This is a genomic window from Capnocytophaga cynodegmi DSM 19736 (assembly GCF_000379185.1).
GTDB classification, from domain to species: domain Bacteria; phylum Bacteroidota; class Bacteroidia; order Flavobacteriales; family Flavobacteriaceae; genus Capnocytophaga; species Capnocytophaga cynodegmi.
This window is the reverse complement of record NZ_KB900726.1, coordinates 23,344-44,938: the sequence shown is the minus strand read 5'-3', so window position 1 is coordinate 44,938 and position 21,595 is coordinate 23,344. Positions and strand designations below refer to the sequence as shown.

Genomic DNA, 21,595 nt, shown 5'->3' with positions numbered 1-21,595 from the left:
TTAATACATTACAAGGTTACAGCCTCACCGCCCACTGCCTCAACAGCAGACTTAGCATTTGCCGTAAACTTATGAACAGATATTTTTAATTTTGCTTTTAATTCTCCTCCACCTAAAACTTTAACTAAATCTGTTTTTTTAACGATGTGAAGTTGAACTAAGGTTTCTAAATCAACTGTATCAGTAATCTTACCAGAATCAACCAAACCTTGTAATTGCCCTAAGTTGATTCCTACATATTCCTTACGGTTAAAGTTTTTGAAACCAAATTTTGGTACACGTCTTTGCAAAGGCATCTGACCTCCTTCAAAGCCAATCTTTTTAGAATAACCTGAACGAGATTTAGCTCCTTTATGCCCACGTGTAGCAGTGCCTCCTTTTCCAGAACCTTGCCCACGACCAACGCGCTTCCCTTCTCTGTGAATTGAACCTTCTGCAGGTTGTAAATTACTCAAGTTCATAACTTTGTATAAAATATTATTTAATTTCCTCAACAGAAACTAAGTGTTTCACTTTACTAATCATACCTAGGATACTTGGTGTTGCATTATGCTCAACAACTTGTCCTATTTTCTTCAAACCAAGAGCCTGTAAAGTCAATTTTTGACTTTTCAGACGCTTGATACTACTTTTCACTTGTGTTACTTTAACTTTTGTCATTGTTCTAAATTTATTAACCTTTAAACAATTTTTCTAAGGAAATTCCACGTTGAGCTGCGATAGTTTTTGCAGAACGTAATTGCAACAATGCATCAAAAGTAGCTTTTACCACATTATGAGGATTTGAAGAACCTTGTGATTTTGAAAGTACGTTGTGAACTCCAACAGACTCTAAAACGGCACGAACTGCACCACCTGCAATTACTCCAGTACCCTCTGTAGCTGGTTGCAAATACACTCTAGCTCCACCAAACTTACCTTTCTGTTCGTGTGGCAAAGTAGTTCCATTAAGTGGGATGCGAACTAAATTCTTTTTTGCGTCTTCAACAGCTTTCGCAATTGCATCGGCTACCTCTTTAGATTTTCCCAAACCGTGTCCTACTACTCCATTCTCATCACCTACTACAACAATAGCTGAGAAACCGAACGCACGTCCTCCTTTAGTTACTTTGGTAACACGTTGAACTCCTACCAAACGATCTTTTAATTCAAGACCACTTGGTTTTACATATTCTACATTTTTATATTTCTGATACATAGTCTTTTAGAATTTAAGTCCGCCTTCTCTAGCTCCTTCAGCTAATGATTTTACTCTTCCGTGATATAAGTATCCTCCTCTATCAAAAGAAATTTTTTCAATACCTTGTTTTAGAGCTTTCTCTGCAACAGCTTTACCTACCAAAGCCGCTTTTTCAGTTTTAGTTCCTTTGGTAGTACTAATTTCTTTATCTCTCGAAGAAGCAGCCACTAAAGTAGTTCCTTTGGTGTCATCAATGATTTGAGCATAAATCTCATTGTTACTTCTGAAAACAGCCAAACGAGGTTGCGTTGCAGTACCATTAACTACTTTTCTGATTCTGCTTTTAATACGTTCTCTTCTTTTTATTTTTGATAATGCCATTGTTCTAACTATTAAGCTGATTTACCTGCTTTTCTTCTCAACACTTCACCAACAAACTTAACTCCTTTTCCTTTGTAAGGCTCAGGCTTACGGAAACTACGAATTTTAGCTGCTATTTGTCCAACTAATTGTTTGTCGTATGATGTCAATTTAATAATTGGATTTTTACCTTTTTCAGTTACTGTTTCGAGTTTCACTTCTTGGGGTAATTCCAAAACAATATTATGAGAAAATCCTAAAGCCAAATCCAACTTTTGACCTTGGTTCGAGGCACGATATCCAACTCCTACTAACTCTAATTCTTTAGTGAATCCTTCTGATACCCCTACAACCATATTATTAAGCAACGCTCTGTACAAACCGTGCTTTGCATTTTGGTCTTTAGTTTGAGCAGTAGGCTCCAACACTAATTGTCCATCCTCTTGCTTTACAGCAATGTCTTTAACCTCTTGGGTTAATTCGCCTAATTTTCCTTTCACTGTCACAACACCATCTTTGATGGTAACTGTAACTCCTGCAGGAATTTTGATGGGTAATTTACCTATTCTTGACATTTCTTTGTCTTTTATTTATTAGTAAACATAACAAACTACTTCCCCTCCGATATTAAGCTCCTTAGCTTTTTTACCAGTCATAACTCCTTTTGAAGTTGATATGATGGCAATGCCTAAGCCATTCAATACGCGAGGAAGACTATCAGCCCCAGCGTACTTTCTAAGTCCAGGTCTGCTTGCTCTTTCAATATGCTTAATGACAGGCTCCTTAGTTAATTTATCATATTTTAAAGCTATCTTGATAGTGCCTTGAACAGCATTATCCTCGAACTTGTAGCTTAAAATATATCCCTGATCAAATAAGATTTTTGTAATCTCTTTTTTCAAATTAGATGCAGGAATTTCAACTACTCTATGCCTTGCATTATTCGCATTTCTAATTCTTGTTAAATAATCTGCTATAGGATCTGTATACATATTTTTATCCTTTTAATATTACCAACTTGCTTTTTTAACGCCCGGAATTAATCCCTTATTTGCCATTTCACGGAACAAAACGCGTGAAATTCCAAATGTACGCATATATCCTTTCGGACGTCCTGTCAATTTACAACGATTGTGTAAACGAACTGGTGATGCGTTTTTAGGTAACTTTTGAAGAGCCTCGTAATCACCTGCTTCTTTCAAGGCTTTACGTTTTGCTGCATATTTTGCTACCAATTTTTGTCTTTTAACCTCACGGGCTTTCATTGATTCTTTAGCCATATATTTAGTTCTTTTTAAAAGGTAATCCTAATTCGCTTAATAATGATTTGGCTTCTTTATCAGTTGCAGCAGATGTAACGAAAGTTATATCCATCCCTGCAATTTTATTGATTTTATCAATGTCAATCTCTGGAAAAATAATCTGCTCTGTTACACCCAAATTGTAATTTCCTCTACCATCAAAACCTTCGGCTTTAATTCCTTGAAAATCTCTTACTCGTGGAAGAGCCGTTGTAATCAATCTATCCAAGAATTCATACATTCTTTCTCCTCTTAAAGTAACTTTTGCTCCAATAGCCATTCCTTTACGGAGTTTGAAAGAAGCTACATCTTTCTTGGAAACTGTAGCAACTGCTTTTTGTCCTGTAATTTTTGTTAATTCCTCAACTGCATAATCTATCTGTTTCTTATCTGCAACTGCTGAACCAACTCCTCGGCTCACAACTATTTTCTCTAGTTTAGGAACCTGCATTACATTCTTATAGCCAAATTCTTCTTTTAGAGCTGCTATTACACGCTCTTTGTATTCTTGTTTTAGTCTAGGTACGTAAGCCATAACTATATTACTTCATTAGATTTTTTAGAAAATCTCACTTTCTTACCATTTCTTACTTCAAATCCTACACGAGTTGTTTTTCCCGATTTTGGATCAATTAAAGAAAGATTTGAAATGTGAATAAAAGCTTCTTTTTTAACGATTCCTCCCTGAGGGTTTTGAGCACTTGGTTTTGTATGTTTTGATACCAAATTCACTCCCTCTACAATCGCTTTATTCTTCTCGCGATCAACACGTAGCACTTTACCTTCTGAACCTTTATGTTCTCCAGCGATTACTCGTACTGTGTCTCCTGTTTTAATTTTTAGTTTCATTACTTAATATATTAAAAATTAAAGCACTTCAGGTGCTAATGACACAATTTTCATAAATTGTTTATCACGAAGTTCTCTCGCAACAGGACCAAAAACACGGGTCCCTCTCATCTCACCAGCTGCATTCAAAAGAACACAAGCATTTTCATCGAAACGTATGTAAGAGCCATCAGCACGACGTACCTCTTTCTTAGTTCTTACCACCACAGCAGTTGAAACTTGTCCTTTTTTTACGTTTCCGTTCGGAGTTGCCTCTTTAACGGTAACCACAATTTTATCACCTACAGAAGCATAACGACGCTTTGTACCTCCTAAAACACGGATCGTTAGAACTTCTTTTGCTCCTGTATTATCGGCTACTTTTAATCTTGACTCTTGTTGTACCATAATTACTTCGCTCTTTCAATGATTTCAACTAATCTCCAACATTTAGTTTTACTTTGCGGACGAGTTTCCATAATCCTAACTGTATCACCGATGTTGCATTCGTTCTTTTCGTCGTGTGCTACATATTTCTTAGTACGCAACACAAACTTACCATACATAGGGTGCTTCACTCGCTTAACTTCTGAAACCACGATGGTTTTTTCCATTTTGTTACTACTAACAACCCCTATTCTTTCTTTTCTTAAATTTCTTTTTTCCATGTTCAAAGTAGCATAGAATTATTGTAACTCTCGTTTAGTTAACTCGCATGCCAATCTTGCTACAGTTCTTCTTACTTGACGTAATTGAATCGGTTTTTCAAGTGGTTGAATGGCGTGAGCCATTTTCAAATCTGCATACGATTTTTTATATTCACCAAGCTTTTCTTGTAGCTCAGCTATTGTCAAATTTTTAATTTCAGACTGTTTCATCACAATTTAATTAATCTTGATAATCTCTTGCTACAACGAATTTTGTTCTCACAGGTAACTTTTGTGCTGCCAAACGTAGTGCTTCTTTCGCGATTTCGATTGACACACCTCCTACTTCAAACATAATTCTTCCTGGTTTAACAACAGCTGCCCAGTATTCTACGGCACCTTTACCTTTACCCATACGCACTTCTAAAGGCTTTTTGGTAATTGGTTTATCTGGGAAAATCTTAATCCACAATTGCCCTTCACGCTTCATATAACGAGTTGCTGCAATACGAGCTGACTCAATTTGACGAGAGGTAATAAATGCGGAATCTAAAGATTTTATTCCAAACATACCGTTAGAAAGTAGGGTTCCACGATGGGAAACTCCTTTCATTCTACCTTTTTGTACTCTACGATATTTCGTTCTTTTTGGCTGTAACATTCCTTTTTACTTTAAAAATTACTTTTTACGACGTGCTTTTCTATGTCCTCCTGGGCCTTTATCCGAAGCAGATTTACCTGTTGTTGAACCTGCAGACTTTTTAGTCATTCCCACAAGTGGAGAAAGCTCTCTCTTGCCGTAGATTTCGCCTTTCATAATCCACACCTTGATCCCCATACGACCATACGTAGTGTGTGCTTCATCAAGTGCATAATCAATATCTGCTCTAAAAGTAGACAATGGAATTCTTCCTTCTTTATAACTTTCGGAACGAGCCATTTCTGCACCATTCAAACGACCAGAAATCATTACCTTGATTCCTTCTGCATTCATACGCATTGCAGCCGCGATAGCCATTTTGATAGCTCTACGATATGAAACACGTCCTTCTATCTGACGAGCGATACTTGCAGCAACCAAGTTAGCATCTAATTCAGGTCTTTTGATTTCAAAGATGTTGATTTGAATATCTTTACCTGTGATTTTTTTCAATTCTTCTTTAAGCTTGTCTACCTCTTGCCCTCCTCTACCAATAATGATGCCTGGACGAGCAGTAGTGATAGTAACGGTTACAAGTTTTAAAGTTCTTTCAATAATCACACGAGAAACACTAGCTTTAGACAAACGGGTCTGTACATACTTTCTGATTTTGTCATCTTCAGCAAGTTTATCTCCGTAGTCATTACCTCCGTACCAGTTAGACTCCCATCCTCTGATAATTCCAAGGCGATTTCCGATTGGATTTGTCTTTTGTCCCATATTTATCTTAGCTTTCTGTGTTATAATTTTTAGCTCCTAAAACCAACGTCACGTGGTTAGAACGTTTTCTAATTCTGTGTGCTCTTCCTTGTGGAGCTGGACGTAATCTTTTCAAAATCATCCCTCCATCCACACGGATTTCCTTAATAAATAATCCAGCATCTTCCAAATTCGCATCCTCATTTTTCGCTTGCCAGTTAGCTATTGCCGACAACAACAACTTTTCCAAACGAGTTGACGCTTCTTTTTGGTTGAATTTCAAAATAGCAAGGGCTTTATCTACTTGTTGACCACGAACTAAATCCGCTACCAAACGCATTTTTCGAGGTGAAGTAGGGCAGTTATTCAACTTTGCAAAAGCCAAGCTCTTTTTAGCTTCTTTTATTTCTGTTGCTTTTTCTCTTTTACGAACTCCCATAGCCTTCTATTATTTTTTACCTTTATTTTTTGCACCAGCGTGTCCTCTAAATGAACGTGTCGGTGAAAATTCTCCTAATTTGTGTCCTACCATATTCTCAGTGATATACACTGGAACAAACTGACGACCATTGTGAACTGCTATTGTCTGACCAACAAAATCAGGTGTTATCATCGAAGCTCTTGACCAAGTTTTGATAACTGTCTTTTTACCTGTTTCAATGTTTTGTTGAATTTTTTTCTCCAAACTATAGTGAACGTAAGGTCCTTTCTTTAATGAACGTGCCATCTTTTCTTAGTCTTTTATTTTTTTCTACGTTCTACAATATACTTATTACTTGCTTTGGTTTTAGAACGTGTTCTGTAACCTTTAGCTGGAATACCTTTTCTTGATCTCGGGTGACCTCCGGTTGCTCTACCTTCACCACCTCCCATTGGGTGATCAACTGGGTTCATTACTACTGGTCTAGTTCTTGGTCTTCTACCCAACCAACGTGAACGACCAGCTTTACCTGATACAATTAATTGATGATCAGAGTTAGACACAGCACCAATAGTAGCCAAGCAAGTAAGTAAAATCATACGAGTTTCACCTGAAGGCAACTTAACCGTTGCGTATCTTCCATCTTTTGCCATTAACTGAGCGAAAGTTCCCGCAGAACGTGCAATGTTAGCACCTTGTCCTGGACGTAATTCTATACAAGAAATTACTGTTCCTAATGGAATCTGTGACAAAGGCATTGCATTTCCAATTTCAGGAGCAACATTTTCTTGCCCTGAAACAATCGTTTGATCCACTTTCAAACCAGCAGGAGCGATAATGTAACGTTTCTCACCATCTGTGTACTGAATCAAAGCGATAAATGCTGTTCTGTTTGGATCGTATTCGATTGAAACTACTTTAGCATCAACACCAAACTTGTTTCGTTTGAAATCAACAATACGATACTTTTTCTTGTGACCACCACCAATGTAACGCATGGTCATTTTTCCTTGATTGTTTCTACCACCAGTCTTTTTCAACGGAACCAAAAGGCTTTTCTCCGGCTTATCAGTAGTAATGGTGTCAAAATCGTTTACTACTCTAAAACGCTGACCAGGGGTAATCGGTTTTAATTTTCTAACTGACATTTTGTCTATTTATTAAACACTTATATATTACTATAAAAATCTATAGTTTCTCCGTCTGCCACTTGAACAACCGCTTTCTTAACAGCATTGGTTTTACCAACTTGTAAACCTGTCTTTGTATAACGAGTTGTACGTTTAGGTCCATAATTCAATGTACGAACCTCTTTAACTTTAACTCCATAAGTGGCTTCAATAGCTTCTTTAATCTGAATTTTATTCGCTTGTTTAGAAACTTCGAATGTATAACAATTCTTTAATTCACTATTTGCGTTTGCTTTTTCTGTAATTACAGGTCTAATTAATACGCTCATTTCTTACTTATTTTGTTAAAATTGACTCTAAAACCTCAACAGAACTCTCTAATAAAACTACACTTGAAGCATTTACAACTTCATAAGTATTTAATTCAGAAGCAGTTACAACATTAGAAGTTTTCAAATTTCGTGACGACAAATATACATTATTATTTGTATCTGGCAACACAAAAAGTGATTTTTTATTTTCTAACCCCAAAGATTTCAAAATATTAGTGAATTCTTTTGTTTTTGGAGTTTCAAAATTTAAATCTTCAACAACTAAAATTGATTGGCTTTTTGCTTTTGCACTTAACGCTGAACGACGTGCCAATCTTTTCACATTTTTAGTCAATTTTTGTGTATAATCCTTTGGACGAGGACCAAAGATACGTCCTCCACCAACAAATACAGGAGATTTAACACTACCTGCACGAGCTGTACCAGTTCCTTTTTGTTTTTTTATCTTACGAGTACTTCCCGCTACTTCATTTCTTTCCTTAGCCTTATGTGTACCTTGACGTTGGTTTGCTAAATAGCGTTTAACATCCAAGTAAATCACGTGATTATTAGGCTCCAATCCGAAAACAGAATCAGAAAGCGTTATTTTTCTGCCTGTTTCTTTTCCTTGACTATTTAATACTGCTACTTCCATTATTTGTGAATAGTTACGTAAGCATTTTTGTGTCCCGGAACACATCCTTTAACTACTAAAAGATTCTTCTCGGCTACCACTTTCAATACTTTCAAGTTTTGTACTGTTACTTTTTCTGCTCCCATTCTACCAGCCATACGCATTCCTTTGAATACTCTTGAAGGATACGACGACGCTCCAATAGAACCTGGTGCTCTCAAACGGTTATGCTGACCGTGTGTAGTTTGTCCTACTCCACCAAAACCGTGTCTTTTAACAACTCCCTGAAATCCTTTACCTTTAGAAGTACCTGTTATATCAACAAATTCTCCTTCAGTAAACAAATCAACAGTGATTGTATCACCTAATTTGTAAGTTGTTTCAAATCCTTGAAATTCGATAACTTTTTTCTTAACAGAAGCTCCTGCTTTTTTGAAATGTCCTAACTCTGCTTTGTTAGCACGATGTTCTGCTTTGTCATCGAAACCAAGTTGAAGAGCCTCATACCCGTCAACCTCTACGGTTCTGACTTGGGTAACTACGCAAGGACCTGCCTCAATGATAGTACAAGGAATATTTTTCCCATTCTCATCAAAAAGACTTGTCATGCCTACTTTTTTTCCAATTAACCCAGACATAAATTAAATTTAATAATTATTTTACTTTTTCTATAAGGCTCAGGGTCAAAAAATGCCTCAGCCTTTTGACCCTGAATCATTTTTATCCGTTTTTCCTTAGCTCACTGGCTTAAGGACATTTTACTTTGTTAAAAATCTAAATAGTGAATTATCACACTTTAATTTCAACTTCTACTCCACTTGGTAACTCCAGTTTCATCAAAGCATCAATAGTTTTTGATGAAGAACTGTAGATGTCGAGAAGACGTTTGTGAGAGCTTAATTGAAACTGCTCACGAGCCTTCTTATTTACGTGAGGAGAACGCAATACAGTAAATATCTTTTTGTGAGTTGGCAATGGAATTGGTCCCGTTACAACTGCTCCTGTTGCTTTCACCGTTTTTACAATCTTCTCAGCTGACTTATCTACTAAGTTATGATCGTAAGATTTTAACTTTATTCTGATTTTTTGACTGCTCATTTTTATAAAAAATTAGTTGCCTTTTGCTTTTTTAATTACCTCTTCCGCTATGTTTGAAGGTGTTTCAGCATAGTGAGAGAATTCCATTGTTGAAGTAGCACGCCCAGATGAAAGTGTTCTGAGAGTTGTTACATATCCGAACATTTCTGATAGAGGAACATTTGCTTTAATTACCTTGGCTCCATTTCTATCTCCCATATCATTTACTTGACCACGACGACGGTTCAAGTCTCCAACGATATCACCCATATTTTCTTCTGGAGTGATTACTTCCAACTTCATTATAGGCTCCATCAATACAGCTTTCGCTGCACGAGCAGCCTCTTTGTATCCCAATTTGGCTGCCAATTCGAATGATAAAGAATCTGAATCGACTGCGTGGTAAGAACCATCAACCAAAGTAATCTTCATTGAATCCATTTCAAATCCTGCCAAAGGACCATTTTTCATAGCTTCTTTGAATCCTTTCTCTACAGAAGGAATGTACTCTTTTGGAATGTTTCCTCCCTTGATCTCATTAACGAATTCAAGTCCTACTTTTCCTTCTTCAGCCGGTTCCATACGGAACACAATATCAGCAAACTTACCACGTCCACCTGATTGCTTTTTATAAACCTCTCTGTGTTCTGCAACTGCCGTAAGAGCTTCTTTATATTCTACTTGAGGCTCTCCTTGATTTACTTCAACCTTGAATTCACGTTTTAAACGATCAACGATAATGTCCAAGTGAAGCTCTCCCATACCAGATATGATTGTTTGTCCTGAAGCTTGATCTGTTTTTACTTGGAAAGTTGGATCCTCCTCAGCTAATTTAGCCAAAGCCATACCCATCTTATCAACATCAGCTTTAGTTTTTGGTTCAATTGCAATACCAATCACAGGATCAGGGAACACCATTGACTCCAACACAATTGGGTGTTTCTCATCACAAAGAGTGTCTCCTGTTTTGATATCCTTAAACCCTACTGCAGCTCCGATATCACCCGCTTCAATATACTCAATTGGATTTTGTTTGTTAGCGTGCATCTGATAGATACGAGAGATACGCTCTTTGTTTCCTGAACGTGTGTTCAATACATAAGAACCTGCATCTAAGTGACCAGAATAAGCACGGAAGAACGCTAAACGACCTACATAAGGATCTGTTGCAATTTTGAAAGCCAAAGCAGCAAAAGGCTCTGAAACAGACGGTTTTCTCGCAATATCTGCTCCTGTATCAGGATTTGTTCCTTCAATCGCCTCTTTATCCAAAGGAGAAGGCAAGTAACGACAAACCGCATCTAACATAAACTGAACTCCTTTGTTTTTGAAAGAAGAACCACACACCATAGGAATGATAGCCATATCCATAACTGCCGCTCTTAGTGCTTTATGGATTTCATCTTCTGTAATAGAATTTTCATCTTCCATAAATTTCTCCAAAAGTCCCTCATCATATCCTGCTACTTCCTCAATCAGGTGAGCACGATACTCGTGAACCTCGTCTTTCATTTCCTCAGGAATCTCAACAACATCAAAAGTTGCTCCTTGAGTTTCTTCGTGCCACACGATAGCACGATTTTTAATCAAATCTACAACACCTTTAAAGTCAGCTTCATCTCCAATAGGAAGAACGATAGGCACCGCATTTGATTTCAACATTTCTTTCACTTGGTTACAAACGTTCAAAAAGTTTGCACCTTGTCTATCCATTTTATTAACAAACCCTATACGTGGCACTCTGTAGTTATCCGCCAAACGCCAATTTGTTTCTGATTGAGGCTCTACTCCATCTACTGCACTGAACAAGAACACTAATCCGTCCAACACACGCAACGAGCGGTTTACCTCCACAGTAAAGTCAACGTGACCAGGAGTATCAATAATATTAAAATGATATTCCTTAGCATCAGCTGTAGGTTTTCCTTGTTCTGTAGGAAAATTCCACACACAAGTTGTAGCAGCAGACTGAATTGTGATTCCACGCTCAGCTTCTTGCTCCATCCAGTCCATTGTAGAAGCTCCATCGTGAACTTCCCCTAATTTGTGTGTTTTACCTGTATAGAATAGAATACGCTCTGTAGTTGTAGTTTTCCCCGCATCAATGTGTGCGGCAATACCAATATTTCTTGTATATTTTAAATCTCTACTCATTATATATCTATGTATTAAAATCTAAAATGAGAGAAAGCCTTGTTAGCTTCTGCCATTTTATGCGTATCCATTCTTTTCTTAACTGCAGCACCTTCTTCTTTTGCCGCAGACAATATCTCTCCAGCCAATTTTTGAGCCATTGATTTCTCATTACGTTTACGAGCGTAACCAATCAACCACTTCATTGCCATTGACACTTTTCTGTCTGGTCTGATTTGCATAGGTATTTGAAAAGTTGCTCCACCTACACGACGCGAACGAACTTCTACGTGAGGCATTACATTTGTCAAAGCATCTTTCCACACTTCCAATGCAGATTTTTCCTCATTATTTTTCTTTTGCTCTACGATGTCAAGCGCATCATAGAAAACTTTAAAAGCCACTGACTTTTTACCATCCCACATTAAGTTATTTACAAAACGTGTTACCAATTGATCATTAAACTTTGGATCTGGTAAAAGAGGTCTCTTTTTAGCCTGTCTTTTTCTCATTTCTTCTCGTTAAAAGATTTTTTATTACTTTTTCCCTTTTGCTGGTGCTGCTGCCTGTCCTGGTTTTGGACGCTTAGCTCCATATTTAGAACGTCTTTGCGTTCTTCCTGCTACTCCCGCTGTGTCTAACGCACCACGAACGATGTGGTAACGAACACCCGGTAAATCTTTTACCCTTCCGCCTCGTACCAATACTATTGAGTGCTCTTGGAGGTTATGTCCTTCACCTGGAATGTAAGCATTCACTTCATTGCCATTTGTCAAACGAACACGAGCAACTTTACGCATTGCCGAATTTGGTTTTTTCGGCGTTGTTGTATAAACACGCGTACACACTCCTCTTCGTTGAGGACACGAATCCAAAGCAACCGATTTACTCTTCTTGGTAATTCTGGTTCTTCCTTTTCGTACTAATTGTGAAATTGTTGGCATAATTTAATTTACAATATTATTTACTTAAAATTAATTTACTTAGCTTTTAAAGATTCCGAAAAACCTCTTCTGCAAATCCTGAACTTCCTTATCTACTCCATAATTTGCGGGTGCAAAAGTATAGTTTTATTTCCAAAACAACAAGAAATCAACACATTAAATAAGACTACAAACTTTAACCTTAACAAGGGAAATTGAGCAACAAAATTCCAACAAACTAAATATCAATAAATTAAATCAAAAACAATTTTATCAAAAAAATATTTTTGTTACAAATATCACAAAATTTTTATTGATTCTGCTATTTTTTTTATCATCAATCAGTAGACTAATCTGTTCGATTTAATTAATTCCTAGTTCTTTTTTAATTTCATTTACGTTTTTTTCAGTAAGAAGTCTATCCAAGTTTCTCCAAATACTATGATAACCAAAAGGTCCTTGTTGCATTTCTTTTTTAGCTTGTTCAATACTCCAATTATGGTAAATAATCCGATACATCGCTACCATAATTCCTGTTCTGTCTGCCCCGTGATAACAATGTACCAACACAGCTCCTTCTTGCTGATGTTTTCTTATTTTTGAAAGCACATTGGCTATATCCTTTGTTTTAATTCTCCAAGTTAGTAATGGAACATTTATTAGGTTTATGTTTCCATTTTTACCAAAGACTTTAGAATTTCCACCACGTGTAAAATAACGCAAATTTATAATTGTTTTTATTGGTGTTTTTTCTATTGCTTGTCTATCTTCTTCTCTTAGTTGCTCACTGCGATACAATCTATCATCTACCTTATATAGATTAGCTTCAGCACTAATTAATTCTGCTTGATTTTGAGAAAAAAGCGATAAGAAACATAAAAAACAAACAACAAAAAACGTACACTTAATATTCATAATTTGATTTTCTGAAAATTATTTATTCTTCTATCTATTATATCTTGCTCTCATCACGACAAAAGCGAAGATTAATGTCGTAAAAAAAGAAAACATAGCAAAAACTAATGCTGGTTTTGCCATTTCTACACTTTGAATGAGTCCTGCCACATAAATAGCCAGTACCGTATTTTGCAACCCTACTTCTATACCTATTGTAGCAGATTGTATGTTGGTGATGTGAAAAACCTTTTTAGAAATCACATAACTCAAAATCATCGAACTTAAGTGCATAATTAAAGCGTATGGAAGTATACCAAGAATTTCGTCAAAAACGATTCCTGTTCCTCCTGAATCTTTATCTGCAAAGAATTTAATAATAAAGACTAACCCAAGTAAAATTGTATTGATAACTTTTAAAGGAATTTTGATTCGTGCTGTTACATCTGGAAGATAGCGATTGAAAACCAAACCTAAAAAAGCTGGAATTATTGTAATTTTACTAACTTCCCAAAAAGTATCCAACATTGACAATGAAAACTCTGAAGAGGTTCCCATAAATAATGAAATCGCAACATTGGCTAAGGTAGGAATTGTTAGCAAAATTAAGATACTATTGATAGTTGTTAAAGCTACTGCCAAAGCCGTATCTGCATTAACTAAATAAGTAATAAAATTAGATGTTGTTCCTCCAGGACAAATAGCCACAATAATTAATCCCACTTTTAATTCAGGAGACAAATCGGAAAAATAAGCAACTAAAAACGCTAAAATTGGCAAAAATACCATTTGAGCTATTAATCCTATATTAAATGCTTTTGATTTTTTAAATACGTTCTCAAAGTCACTGAAACGCAAAGAACTACCTATCGCGAAAGTAATCAACATCAAAACTGCCGACATCAAATGATTTATCAAATCCATCTTCTTTTTCTCCTTAAAATTTATTCATACATCATTTTTGTATTCTCAAATGAAAACAATTGCCGAAATTACATATTTTTTTTCATATCTGTATCTATTTTCACTTTTTTTAACTTTAAAAAGAGTAAAACAAGTATAATTCAATAATTTATATATCTCTCTTTTAAGTTTTCATTTTTTAATTCTCAATAATTAGCTTTCAACTGAAAATTTCATACTTTTGCCCTCAAATCACTTTCTATAAAAATGAATTTCAGAACCATCGTCCCTTTGAAAGAATCAGACTTCAAAATCAGTTACAACAACCGAATTTTGAGTATTGGGTCGTGTTTTTCAACAAATATTGCTAAAAAACTAAAATACTATAATTTCCAAATAGTTACAAATCCTTTTGGGATTCTTTTTCACCCTTTAGCAATTGAAAAATTAGTGAAAAAATCATTGGAAAACACCTATTTTGATGAAAATGATTTTTTTAAACACAATGATTTGTGGCATTCGTTTGACTTACATTCCGAGCTAAGCCAAACCTCGTTAAGCGAGGCAATAGATATTGCGAATAAAAAAACTGAAGAATTCAAAAATTCAATTCAAAACTCTGATTTTCTATTCATTACATTGGGAACATCTTGGGCATATTCTCTCGAAAATGGAAATGTGGTGGCTAATTGCCATAAAGTACCTCAGGCAAATTTCTCAAAAAAATTACTTTCTGTTCGTGAAATTGAAAAAAGCATTCAAAATACTGTAAATCAAATAAAAAATAAAAATCCCAAAATAAAAATCGTATATACAATTTCGCCAGTTAGACACTTAAAGGACGGATTTGTTGAAAATCAAATAAGTAAAGCTCACCTAATTGCTGGTTTGCACTCTTTTTTATTGCAGAACACTGAAATACAATACTTTCCTTCGTATGAAATTATGTTGGACGAGTTACGAGATTATCGTTTTTACGCAGAAGATATGTTACATCCTTCTGATGTGGCAATTGACTATATCTGGGAGCGTTTTGTGGAAAAATACATATCTGAAGAATGCTTTTATGATATGAAACAAATAGATTCTATACAAAAAGGACTGAAACATAAAGTTTTTCACCCAAAAAGCGAACAATCTAAAATTTTTCAACAGAAATTATCTGAAAAAATACACAAAATCATCGAAAAGTATCCTTTTATGACTTTTCAACAATAAAAAACAACACTTTTTATTTTTTAAATTAAAAAAACTATGGAAAAAGAATATCAAATTTTTGGCATTCGTGCCGTTATAGAAGCCATTTCAGCAGGAAAAACAATTGACAAAATTTTTATCCAGAAGGGATTAAAAGGTTCTCTTTTTCAGGAATTACAAGCATTACTGAAACAAGAACAAATTATCGCTTCTTATGTTCCTATTGAAAAATTAAATCGTCTGACAAAAAAAAATCATCAAGGTGTTGTAGCAAATCTGTCACCTGTGGAATATCATAATTTTGAAAATCTGGTCATTACAACAATTGAAAGTGGAAAAGTTCCTCTTTTTCTGATATTAGATCACCTTTCAGATGTTCGCAATTTTGGAGCTATTATCCGCACCGCTGAATGCACTGGCGTTTCGGGAATTATCATACCCAAAAGAGGAAGTGTTTCAATAACTGCTGATACAATAAAAACCTCAGCTGGAGCTGCTTTTAATGTTCCCGTTTGCAAAGTTGATAACTTGAAAGATGCCGTTTATTATCTTCAAGGAAGTGGGATAAAAACCATTGTGGCTACCGAAAAGACAGATAAACTCCTATATGACATTTCGATGACTGAACCTCTGGCAATTATAATGGGTGCGGAAGATGTCGGCGTATCTCCAGCCTTAATCAAACTTGCAGATGATAAAGCTAAACTCCCAATGACAGGAGAAATTAGCTCTTTGAATGTTTCTGTAGCTTGTGGCGTATTTTTATACGAGGCTATGCGACAGCGGATAATGCAAACGTTATAACTTACCTAAAGTTTTCAAATGAAGTTCTACAGCCTTACTATCGGTTAAGCTGGCTATATAACAGGTAATTCCCATTATTTTATCATAAAGAGAAGTTTCTTTTTTATACTTTTCTGGAAGGATTTTGAAAATTGATTTATCAAAAGACGTAAGTTTGCCCTTATAATCGTTCATTGCCGCAGCAAAGAACACATCAAGCAGATTTTGAAGTACAACGTAACCAGAAATTTCCTTTTCAACCACCTCATCTGATTGATAAATATGTGATACACTGATATCTATAATATCTTCTATCTGAGGTCTGTAAGTACTTTTACTCAAAAGCGAAGAATGAAAATCACCTTTGAGAATATCCTCTTCATTTTTGATGAAAATTTCTACAGCTTCCTGAATAAGTGTACCAATAGCAATAGCCCTGAGATAAGCAATGCGTTCCTCTTTTGTAAGTAATTGGGTGTATTTCTTTATGTTAATTCGCTCATTTATCAATTTTCCAAGATATTCCAATGCTAAATCCTCAGAAATTAGCCCCAAATTGATTCCGTCTTCAAAATCGATGATTGTGTAGCATATATCATCAGCAGCTTCCACCAAAAAAGCAAGAGGATGTCGAGAAAACCGCAAATCAGAATTAGTAGAATTGGATTTCAATTGAAGTTCACTCGCCACATCAACGAAAAAATCTCTTTCGGATTGAAAAAAGCCATACTTCTTATCTGAAATATTTTTGGTGGGACGAACGGGTAAAGATTCCTTTGGGTACTTCGTAAATGCTCCAAGTGTTGCAAATGAAAGTCGTAAACCTCCTTCAACTCCTGGTCTGGATTCGTTTAAAATGCGAAATCCGTTGGCATTTCCTTCAAAACTACACAAATCCTCATACTCTTTTTCTGAAAGGAAAGACTTAATGTCTGCTCCTTTCTTATACTTAAAAAACTCGCCTATGGCTTTTTCTCCACTATGCCCAAAAGGAGGATTTCCAATATCGTGAGCCAAAGCTGCTGCCGCCACGATAGCTCCAAAATCATTCGCCTGATAACCTAAGGTTTGTAAACTGGGATATTTTTCTGAAATATAATTCCCCACAGCCCTTCCCAAACTTCTTCCAACTACTGATACTTCCATACTGTGAGTCAGACGTGTATGCACAAAACTTGTTTTTGACAAAGGAATCACCTGCGTTTTATCCTGCAAACTCCTAAACGCACTTGAGAAGACAACACGATCATAATCTGAATCAAAATTCAGGCGTGTTTCATTTTGTCCTTTACGCAAACGTTTCTCCAAATCTCCATATCGATTCAAAGAGAGTAAACTTTCCCAATTCATTGGCTTTTATATTTTTAATAATTAAGGCACAGGATCATATCCGCTTCCTCCCCAAGGATGGCAACTAAGAATTCGCTTAATCGCATACCAACCTCCTTTTAAAATTCCGTGTTTTTTTAAGGCTTCCAACGTATATTGAGAGCAAGTTGGTGTATATCTGCAAGTTGGTGGCTTTAACGGAGATATAAATAGCTGATAAAATCGAACTAATAGAACAAAAGGAAATATGAGTATTTTTCTTAACATTACTAATTTATAACCTAAAAGGCAGTAAGTTACAGAATAATCGTACGCAGTTGAAAAATCTGCAGAACTTACTGCCAAATAAAATGAAGTTCTAAACTAATTAGCTAAATCTTTCTATAACTTCCTGACTAACACCAGTATTAGAAAATCCTCCATCGTGGAAAAGATTTTGCATTGTAACCTTGCGAGTCAAGTCAGAAAACAAACTCACAGTATAATCGGCACAATCTTGTGCAGTAGCATTACCTAATGGAGACATTTTTTCAGCATATGAAATAAATCCATCAAATCCTTTAACTCCTTGTCCTGCAGTGGTTGGCGTAGGAGATTGAGAAATTGTATTAACACGTACTTTTTTATCTTTTCCGAAGAAATATCCAAAACTACGAGCAATTGACTCCAAATATGCTTTATTATCTGCCATATCGTTGTAATCAGGAAAAGTTCGTTGTGCCGCCATATATGTAAGAGCTACGATACTTCCCCATTCATTCATCGCATCATTTTTGTAAAGAACTTGACACACTTTATGGAAAGAAAGAGCTGAAACGTCCCAACCTTTTCCCGTAAAATCATAATTTGACTCGGTGTAAGGAATATTTTTACGAACATTTACGGACATTCCGATAGAATGAAGTACAAAATCCAATTTTCCTCCCAATATTTCCATTGCTTTGGTTACCAAATTTTGCAAGTCTTCCATATTGGTAGCATCAGCAGGAATAATTTCCGAACCTGTTTTTTCTGCCAATTGTTTTATTTGTCCCATACGCATTGCAATTGGGGCGTTTGTTAGCACAAATTTTCCTCCTTCTTCGTGAACACGTTCTGCTGTTTTCCAAGCTATTGAATTTTCATCTAAAGCACCGAAGATAATTCCTCTTTTCCCTTTTAGTAAATTATACATAATGATTCTTTTTTATTCGGACAAAGGTACAAAAAAAGTTGAAAAATGAAAAAACTATCACCTATTCTATTGTTTTTCAAAGTAGCCAATCTTTTATACTTTTTTTAACTTGAAAATGTAGAGTTATAAATTCTGGATTTACTTTTTTTTCTTATCTTTGTGGGATAAAATATTAATCAAGCCAATATTTAAGAAAATGACAAAAATACGTGTATTACTTACGGGAGCTGGTGGGCAATTGGGTAGTGAACTTACCGAGGCTTTGGCTCAAAAGTTTGGTTCAGAAAACATCGTTGCTACAGACATCAATGAAAAAGTTGCCGAAAAATTTTCATACTGCAATTTTGAAGTGTTAGACATTCAAGATAATGCAAGATTAGAATATCTTGTTGATAAGTACGAAATTACACAGATTTACCATTTAGCTGCATTGCTTTCAGCTGTAGGAGAAAAAAATCCTCTTTTTACTTGGAATCTGAATATGAACGGATTACTGAATGTTTTGGAAATTGCCCGTAAAAAGAACTTAGACAAAGTGTATTGGCCTTCATCAATCGCTGCTTTTGGGGTAAACACTCCTAAAGAAAATACTCCTCAGGAAACAGTAACTGAACCTAATACGGTTTACGGAATCACCAAAGTTTCAGGTGAATTATGGTGTCAGTACTATTTTCAAAAATATGGAGTAGATGTTCGAAGCATTCGATACCCAGGCCTTATCGGTTACAAATCGTTACCTGGTGGTGGGACAACAGATTACGCTGTAGATATCTACCACAAGGCTATTGCTGGAGAAGAATTTTCTTGCTTCCTGAGCGAAAACTCATATCTGCCAATGATGTATATGCCCGATGCTATCAAAGCTACAATCGATTTAATGGACGCTCCGAAAGAAAAAGTAAAGGTACGTACTTCTTACAATGTTTCGGCTTTATCATTTTCACCAAAGGAAATTTACCAAAGCATCAAAAAAATAATTCCAGATTTCAAAATTAAGTACGAACCCGATTTTCGTCAGAAAATAGCTGATAGTTGGCCAGATAGCATTGATGATTCTGCCGCACGGAAAGACTGGGGTTGGACACCGAGCTTTGATTTGGACAAAATGACAGAAGATATCATCAAAAACTTAAAATAAAACATCAATTTTCAACCTCTTAATTAAGCTATAAGCCGTAGAATCTGAAACTATTGCTTATAGCTTACTTTTATAAAAAAGGATTATGTTTCTGAAAAAACTTTCAATCGTAAATTACAAAAATATCACTTCAAAAGATTTTGTTTTTGATGCAAATATCAACTGCTTTGTTGGCAACAACGGCGTTGGAAAAACAAATCTGCTTGATGCCATTTACCATTTAGGAGTTGGGAAAGGATATTTTAATTCGTCTGCTAGTCAAAGCATTCGTCACGGAGAGGAATTTTACGTAATTGATGGTCTTTTTGAAGCACAAGAACGTGAAGAACAGATTGTTTGTAGCATAAAACGAGGACAAAAAAAAATCATAAAATGTAACGGAAAAGCATATGATAAATTGGCTGACCACATAGGAAAATATCCAATGGTTATCATATCACCAGCAGATCAAGATTTAATAATCGAAGGAAGTGATGTTCGGCGGAAATTTTTGGACAACGTAATCTCGCAATCAGATTTGGAATATTTAGATAAACTTATTCGTTACAATCGGGTTCTTTTACAGCGAAATACTTTGCTAAAACATTTTTCTGAGAATCAATATTTTGACGCAGAAACGCTATCTATTTATGACGAGCAACTCTCTGAACTTGGGCAGTTTATTTATGAAAGAAGAAAACTCTTTATGAAAACCTTTTTGCCTATTTTTGAGTATCAATACCAATATATTTCTGAAGGAAAAGAAAATGTAAATCTGACCTATGAAAGTACTCTTCATCAAACAGATTTAGCAACTTTACTTAAACAAAACATCAACAAGGACAGGTTGCTACAACATACCTCTGTGGGCATTCACAAAGATGACTTACTTTTTGAAATAGAAGGTTTTCCGATGAAAAAATACGGAAGCCAAGGTCAACAAAAATCCTTTCTAATTGCATTAAAACTTTCTCAATTTGAAATGATAAAAAAACAACTAAAAGTTGTTCCTATCTTCTTATTAGATGATATCTTTGATAAATTAGATGATAATCGAGTAGCCAAACTAGTATCTCTGGTAACAGAAAGGCACTTTGGTCAATTATTCATAACTGACACGCACTATGAGCGTACCGAAAATGTAGTAAAACGAACCCTTTTGAAGTACAAAATTTTCAGGATAGAATAGTTATTTTCCTCCTATTTTTTTAACATCTTTGAAGAAAATCCACTTCATAAACAACTTCTCTCCCTCATCTGTAGGTACAGCTGCAAAACGAGGAGAAATGATTATCGTGGTTATTCCCGAAATGAGAGATGCAAACAAACGTCCGAATTCAGGAAAGAAATAATTAATCCCGAGCCTAATCGTAATAAAAATCACTCCAAAACAAATAAAATTAAATAAAAATGCTTTTGTTTTTGGTGCCATAATTATCGTTGTCTTTTTATAGTTCCCGTAATATTTGTTGCTTCCTCGATTTCTTCTTTCACCTTATCTATCTCATTTTGAGTCTCTTCTATAAAAGAAGTATCTATATTGTTCTGTTGTGCACTTTTTTTGATTTCGGACTTAATTTCGTTGGTTGCGTCACGAAGTTGTCGCATTCCTTTGCCCAATCCACGAGCTATTTCTGGAATCTTGTCCGCTCCGAAAAGTACTAGAACTACGAAAAGTATGAAAAAAATCTCAGAAAACCCCATATCCTAAAAATATTTGCAAACCTACATATTTTTTAAGTATCAGACAATTTTTTACAACAGAAATTAAATTTTGTATTCCTAAACAACCGAATTTCTAAATAAATCCATTCGAAATTTTTCAATTTTACATATCTTTGCGGATAAGCTAAA

General features: G+C 35.4%; 35 protein-coding genes. 4 read left to right on the top strand and 31 right to left on the bottom strand.

Annotation, left to right across the window (positions count from 1 at the left end):
* Nucleotides 1-8: 8 nt before the first annotated feature.
* The 26 genes from rplO to YW9_RS0107600 form a co-directional block, all read right to left on the bottom strand.
* Complete coding sequence (gene rplO, locus YW9_RS0107725) at nt 9-461, bottom strand: 50S ribosomal protein L15 (protein ID WP_018279605.1); 453 nt, start codon at nt 459-461, stop codon at nt 9-11.
* 16 nt (nt 462-477) lie between these two features.
* A complete protein-coding gene (rpmD, locus tag YW9_RS0107720; protein WP_018279604.1) occupies nt 478-660 on the bottom strand; it encodes a 50S ribosomal protein L30 in 183 nt (60 codons plus the stop codon).
* Between the two features lie 13 nt (nt 661-673).
* Nucleotides 674-1,198 (bottom strand): 30S ribosomal protein S5, encoded by a 525-nt coding sequence (gene rpsE / locus YW9_RS0107715; RefSeq protein ID WP_018279603.1) that lies wholly within the window; start codon nt 1,196-1,198, stop codon nt 674-676.
* Nucleotides 1,199-1,204: 6 nt separating this feature from the next.
* Nucleotides 1,205-1,561, bottom strand: a complete 357-nt coding sequence (gene rplR, locus YW9_RS0107710; protein WP_018279602.1) for a 50S ribosomal protein L18 — start codon at nt 1,559-1,561, stop codon at nt 1,205-1,207.
* Nucleotides 1,562-1,572: 11 nt separating this feature from the next.
* A complete protein-coding gene (rplF, locus tag YW9_RS0107705) occupies nt 1,573-2,115 on the bottom strand; it encodes a 50S ribosomal protein L6 (RefSeq protein WP_018279601.1) in 543 nt (180 codons plus the stop codon).
* An 18-nt stretch (nt 2,116-2,133) separates the two neighbouring features.
* Nucleotides 2,134-2,532, bottom strand: a complete 399-nt coding sequence (gene rpsH / locus YW9_RS0107700; protein ID WP_018279600.1) for a 30S ribosomal protein S8 — start codon at nt 2,530-2,532, stop codon at nt 2,134-2,136.
* Between the two features lie 18 nt (nt 2,533-2,550).
* Nucleotides 2,551-2,820, bottom strand: coding sequence for a 30S ribosomal protein S14 (gene rpsN, locus YW9_RS0107695; protein ID WP_013996569.1), 270 nt, complete (start codon nt 2,818-2,820; stop codon nt 2,551-2,553).
* A 4-nt stretch (nt 2,821-2,824) separates the two neighbouring features.
* The gene (gene rplE, locus YW9_RS0107690) at nt 2,825-3,376 is read right to left on the bottom strand and encodes a 50S ribosomal protein L5 (protein ID WP_018279599.1); all 552 of its coding nucleotides are present in this window, start codon (nt 3,374-3,376) and stop codon (nt 2,825-2,827) included.
* Between the two features lie 2 nt (nt 3,377-3,378).
* The gene (gene rplX / locus YW9_RS0107685) at nt 3,379-3,690 is read right to left on the bottom strand and encodes a 50S ribosomal protein L24 (protein WP_018279598.1); all 312 of its coding nucleotides are present in this window, start codon (nt 3,688-3,690) and stop codon (nt 3,379-3,381) included.
* Nucleotides 3,691-3,708: 18 nt separating this feature from the next.
* Nucleotides 3,709-4,077, bottom strand: a complete 369-nt coding sequence (gene rplN / locus YW9_RS0107680) for a 50S ribosomal protein L14 (RefSeq protein WP_002675043.1) — start codon at nt 4,075-4,077, stop codon at nt 3,709-3,711.
* Nucleotides 4,078-4,079: 2 nt separating this feature from the next.
* Nucleotides 4,080-4,337 (bottom strand): 30S ribosomal protein S17, encoded by a 258-nt coding sequence (rpsQ, locus tag YW9_RS0107675; protein ID WP_018279597.1) that lies wholly within the window; start codon nt 4,335-4,337, stop codon nt 4,080-4,082.
* Between the two features lie 18 nt (nt 4,338-4,355).
* Nucleotides 4,356-4,547: a 50S ribosomal protein L29 gene (gene rpmC, locus YW9_RS0107670; RefSeq protein WP_018279596.1), complete on the bottom strand. Its 192-nt coding sequence runs from the start codon at nt 4,545-4,547 to the stop codon at nt 4,356-4,358.
* A 10-nt stretch (nt 4,548-4,557) separates the two neighbouring features.
* Complete coding sequence (rplP, locus tag YW9_RS0107665; RefSeq protein ID WP_018279595.1) at nt 4,558-4,977, bottom strand: 50S ribosomal protein L16; 420 nt, start codon at nt 4,975-4,977, stop codon at nt 4,558-4,560.
* A gap of 18 nt (nt 4,978-4,995) precedes the next feature.
* Nucleotides 4,996-5,736, bottom strand: coding sequence for a 30S ribosomal protein S3 (gene rpsC, locus YW9_RS0107660; RefSeq protein WP_018279594.1), 741 nt, complete (start codon nt 5,734-5,736; stop codon nt 4,996-4,998).
* A gap of 7 nt (nt 5,737-5,743) precedes the next feature.
* Nucleotides 5,744-6,154, bottom strand: a complete 411-nt coding sequence (gene rplV, locus YW9_RS0107655) for a 50S ribosomal protein L22 (protein ID WP_018279593.1) — start codon at nt 6,152-6,154, stop codon at nt 5,744-5,746.
* 9 nt (nt 6,155-6,163) lie between these two features.
* Nucleotides 6,164-6,442, bottom strand: a complete 279-nt coding sequence (rpsS, locus tag YW9_RS0107650; protein WP_018279592.1) for a 30S ribosomal protein S19 — start codon at nt 6,440-6,442, stop codon at nt 6,164-6,166.
* Between the two features lie 14 nt (nt 6,443-6,456).
* Complete coding sequence (gene rplB, locus YW9_RS0107645; protein ID WP_018279591.1) at nt 6,457-7,284, bottom strand: 50S ribosomal protein L2; 828 nt, start codon at nt 7,282-7,284, stop codon at nt 6,457-6,459.
* Nucleotides 7,285-7,304: 20 nt separating this feature from the next.
* Nucleotides 7,305-7,595, bottom strand: coding sequence for a 50S ribosomal protein L23 (rplW, locus tag YW9_RS0107640; protein ID WP_018279590.1), 291 nt, complete (start codon nt 7,593-7,595; stop codon nt 7,305-7,307).
* Between the two features lie 7 nt (nt 7,596-7,602).
* Nucleotides 7,603-8,232 carry a 50S ribosomal protein L4 gene (gene rplD / locus YW9_RS0107635; protein WP_018279589.1) on the bottom strand — a complete coding sequence of 210 codons (630 nt, stop codon included), beginning with the start codon at nt 8,230-8,232 and terminating at the stop codon, nt 7,603-7,605.
* Complete coding sequence (gene rplC / locus YW9_RS0107630) at nt 8,232-8,849, bottom strand: 50S ribosomal protein L3 (RefSeq protein WP_018279588.1); 618 nt, start codon at nt 8,847-8,849, stop codon at nt 8,232-8,234. The genes rplD and rplC overlap by 1 nt, the downstream gene beginning before the upstream one ends.
* Nucleotides 8,850-9,000: 151 nt before the next feature.
* Nucleotides 9,001-9,309, bottom strand: a complete 309-nt coding sequence (rpsJ, locus tag YW9_RS0107625) for a 30S ribosomal protein S10 (protein WP_018279587.1) — start codon at nt 9,307-9,309, stop codon at nt 9,001-9,003.
* A gap of 12 nt (nt 9,310-9,321) precedes the next feature.
* A complete protein-coding gene (fusA, locus tag YW9_RS0107620) occupies nt 9,322-11,442 on the bottom strand; it encodes an elongation factor G (protein WP_018279586.1) in 2,121 nt (706 codons plus the stop codon).
* 14 nt (nt 11,443-11,456) lie between these two features.
* Nucleotides 11,457-11,933: a 30S ribosomal protein S7 gene (rpsG, locus tag YW9_RS0107615; RefSeq protein ID WP_018279585.1), complete on the bottom strand. Its 477-nt coding sequence runs from the start codon at nt 11,931-11,933 to the stop codon at nt 11,457-11,459.
* A 24-nt stretch (nt 11,934-11,957) separates the two neighbouring features.
* Nucleotides 11,958-12,365, bottom strand: a complete 408-nt coding sequence (gene rpsL, locus YW9_RS0107610) for a 30S ribosomal protein S12 (RefSeq protein WP_018279584.1) — start codon at nt 12,363-12,365, stop codon at nt 11,958-11,960.
* Between the two features lie 342 nt (nt 12,366-12,707).
* Nucleotides 12,708-13,259 carry a fused DSP-PTPase phosphatase/NAD kinase-like protein gene (locus tag YW9_RS0107605; RefSeq protein ID WP_018279583.1) on the bottom strand — a complete coding sequence of 184 codons (552 nt, stop codon included), beginning with the start codon at nt 13,257-13,259 and terminating at the stop codon, nt 12,708-12,710.
* Nucleotides 13,260-13,289: 30 nt separating this feature from the next.
* Nucleotides 13,290-14,162 carry a bile acid:sodium symporter family protein gene (locus YW9_RS0107600; RefSeq protein ID WP_018279582.1) on the bottom strand — a complete coding sequence of 291 codons (873 nt, stop codon included), beginning with the start codon at nt 14,160-14,162 and terminating at the stop codon, nt 13,290-13,292.
* 246 nt (nt 14,163-14,408) lie between these two features.
* Here YW9_RS0107600 and YW9_RS0107595 point away from each other — a divergent pair, with 246 nt between their 5' ends.
* A complete protein-coding gene (locus YW9_RS0107595; RefSeq protein WP_018279581.1) occupies nt 14,409-15,359 on the top strand; it encodes a GSCFA domain-containing protein in 951 nt (316 codons plus the stop codon).
* A gap of 36 nt (nt 15,360-15,395) precedes the next feature.
* On the top strand, nt 15,396-16,142 hold the full coding sequence (gene rlmB / locus YW9_RS0107590; protein ID WP_018279580.1) for a 23S rRNA (guanosine(2251)-2'-O)-methyltransferase RlmB: 747 nt from the start codon (nt 15,396-15,398) through the stop codon (nt 16,140-16,142).
* On the opposite strand, the gene dgt is transcribed toward rlmB, so the two are convergent.
* The 3 genes from dgt to YW9_RS0107575 form a co-directional block, all read right to left on the bottom strand.
* Nucleotides 16,137-17,471: a dGTP triphosphohydrolase gene (gene dgt, locus YW9_RS0107585; RefSeq protein WP_018279579.1), complete on the bottom strand. Its 1,335-nt coding sequence runs from the start codon at nt 17,469-17,471 to the stop codon at nt 16,137-16,139. The two genes, rlmB and dgt, sit on opposite strands and share 6 nt — an antisense overlap.
* Nucleotides 17,472-17,492: 21 nt before the next feature.
* Entirely contained in the window at nt 17,493-17,717 is a 225-nt protein-coding gene (gene yidD / locus YW9_RS0107580; protein ID WP_026193902.1) for a membrane protein insertion efficiency factor YidD, read from the bottom strand.
* Between the two features lie 100 nt (nt 17,718-17,817).
* Complete coding sequence (locus YW9_RS0107575) at nt 17,818-18,624, bottom strand: enoyl-ACP reductase FabI (RefSeq protein WP_018279577.1); 807 nt, start codon at nt 18,622-18,624, stop codon at nt 17,818-17,820.
* A gap of 196 nt (nt 18,625-18,820) precedes the next feature.
* Here YW9_RS0107575 and YW9_RS0107570 point away from each other — a divergent pair, with 196 nt between their 5' ends.
* On the top strand, nt 18,821-19,762 hold the full coding sequence (locus YW9_RS0107570; RefSeq protein ID WP_018279576.1) for an NAD-dependent epimerase/dehydratase family protein: 942 nt from the start codon (nt 18,821-18,823) through the stop codon (nt 19,760-19,762).
* Between the two features lie 85 nt (nt 19,763-19,847).
* Nucleotides 19,848-20,930: a DNA replication/repair protein RecF gene (gene recF, locus YW9_RS0107565; RefSeq protein ID WP_018279575.1), complete on the top strand. Its 1,083-nt coding sequence runs from the start codon at nt 19,848-19,850 to the stop codon at nt 20,928-20,930.
* Here recF and YW9_RS0107560 read toward each other — a convergent pair whose 3' ends face one another.
* Both YW9_RS0107560 and YW9_RS0107555 read right to left on the bottom strand, forming a co-directional pair.
* Nucleotides 20,931-21,173 (bottom strand): hypothetical protein, encoded by a 243-nt coding sequence (locus YW9_RS0107560; RefSeq protein ID WP_018279574.1) that lies wholly within the window; start codon nt 21,171-21,173, stop codon nt 20,931-20,933.
* A 2-nt stretch (nt 21,174-21,175) separates the two neighbouring features.
* Nucleotides 21,176-21,445 (bottom strand): Sec-independent protein translocase subunit TatA/TatB, encoded by a 270-nt coding sequence (locus YW9_RS0107555; protein WP_018279573.1) that lies wholly within the window; start codon nt 21,443-21,445, stop codon nt 21,176-21,178.
* Nucleotides 21,446-21,595 lie beyond the last annotated feature (150 nt).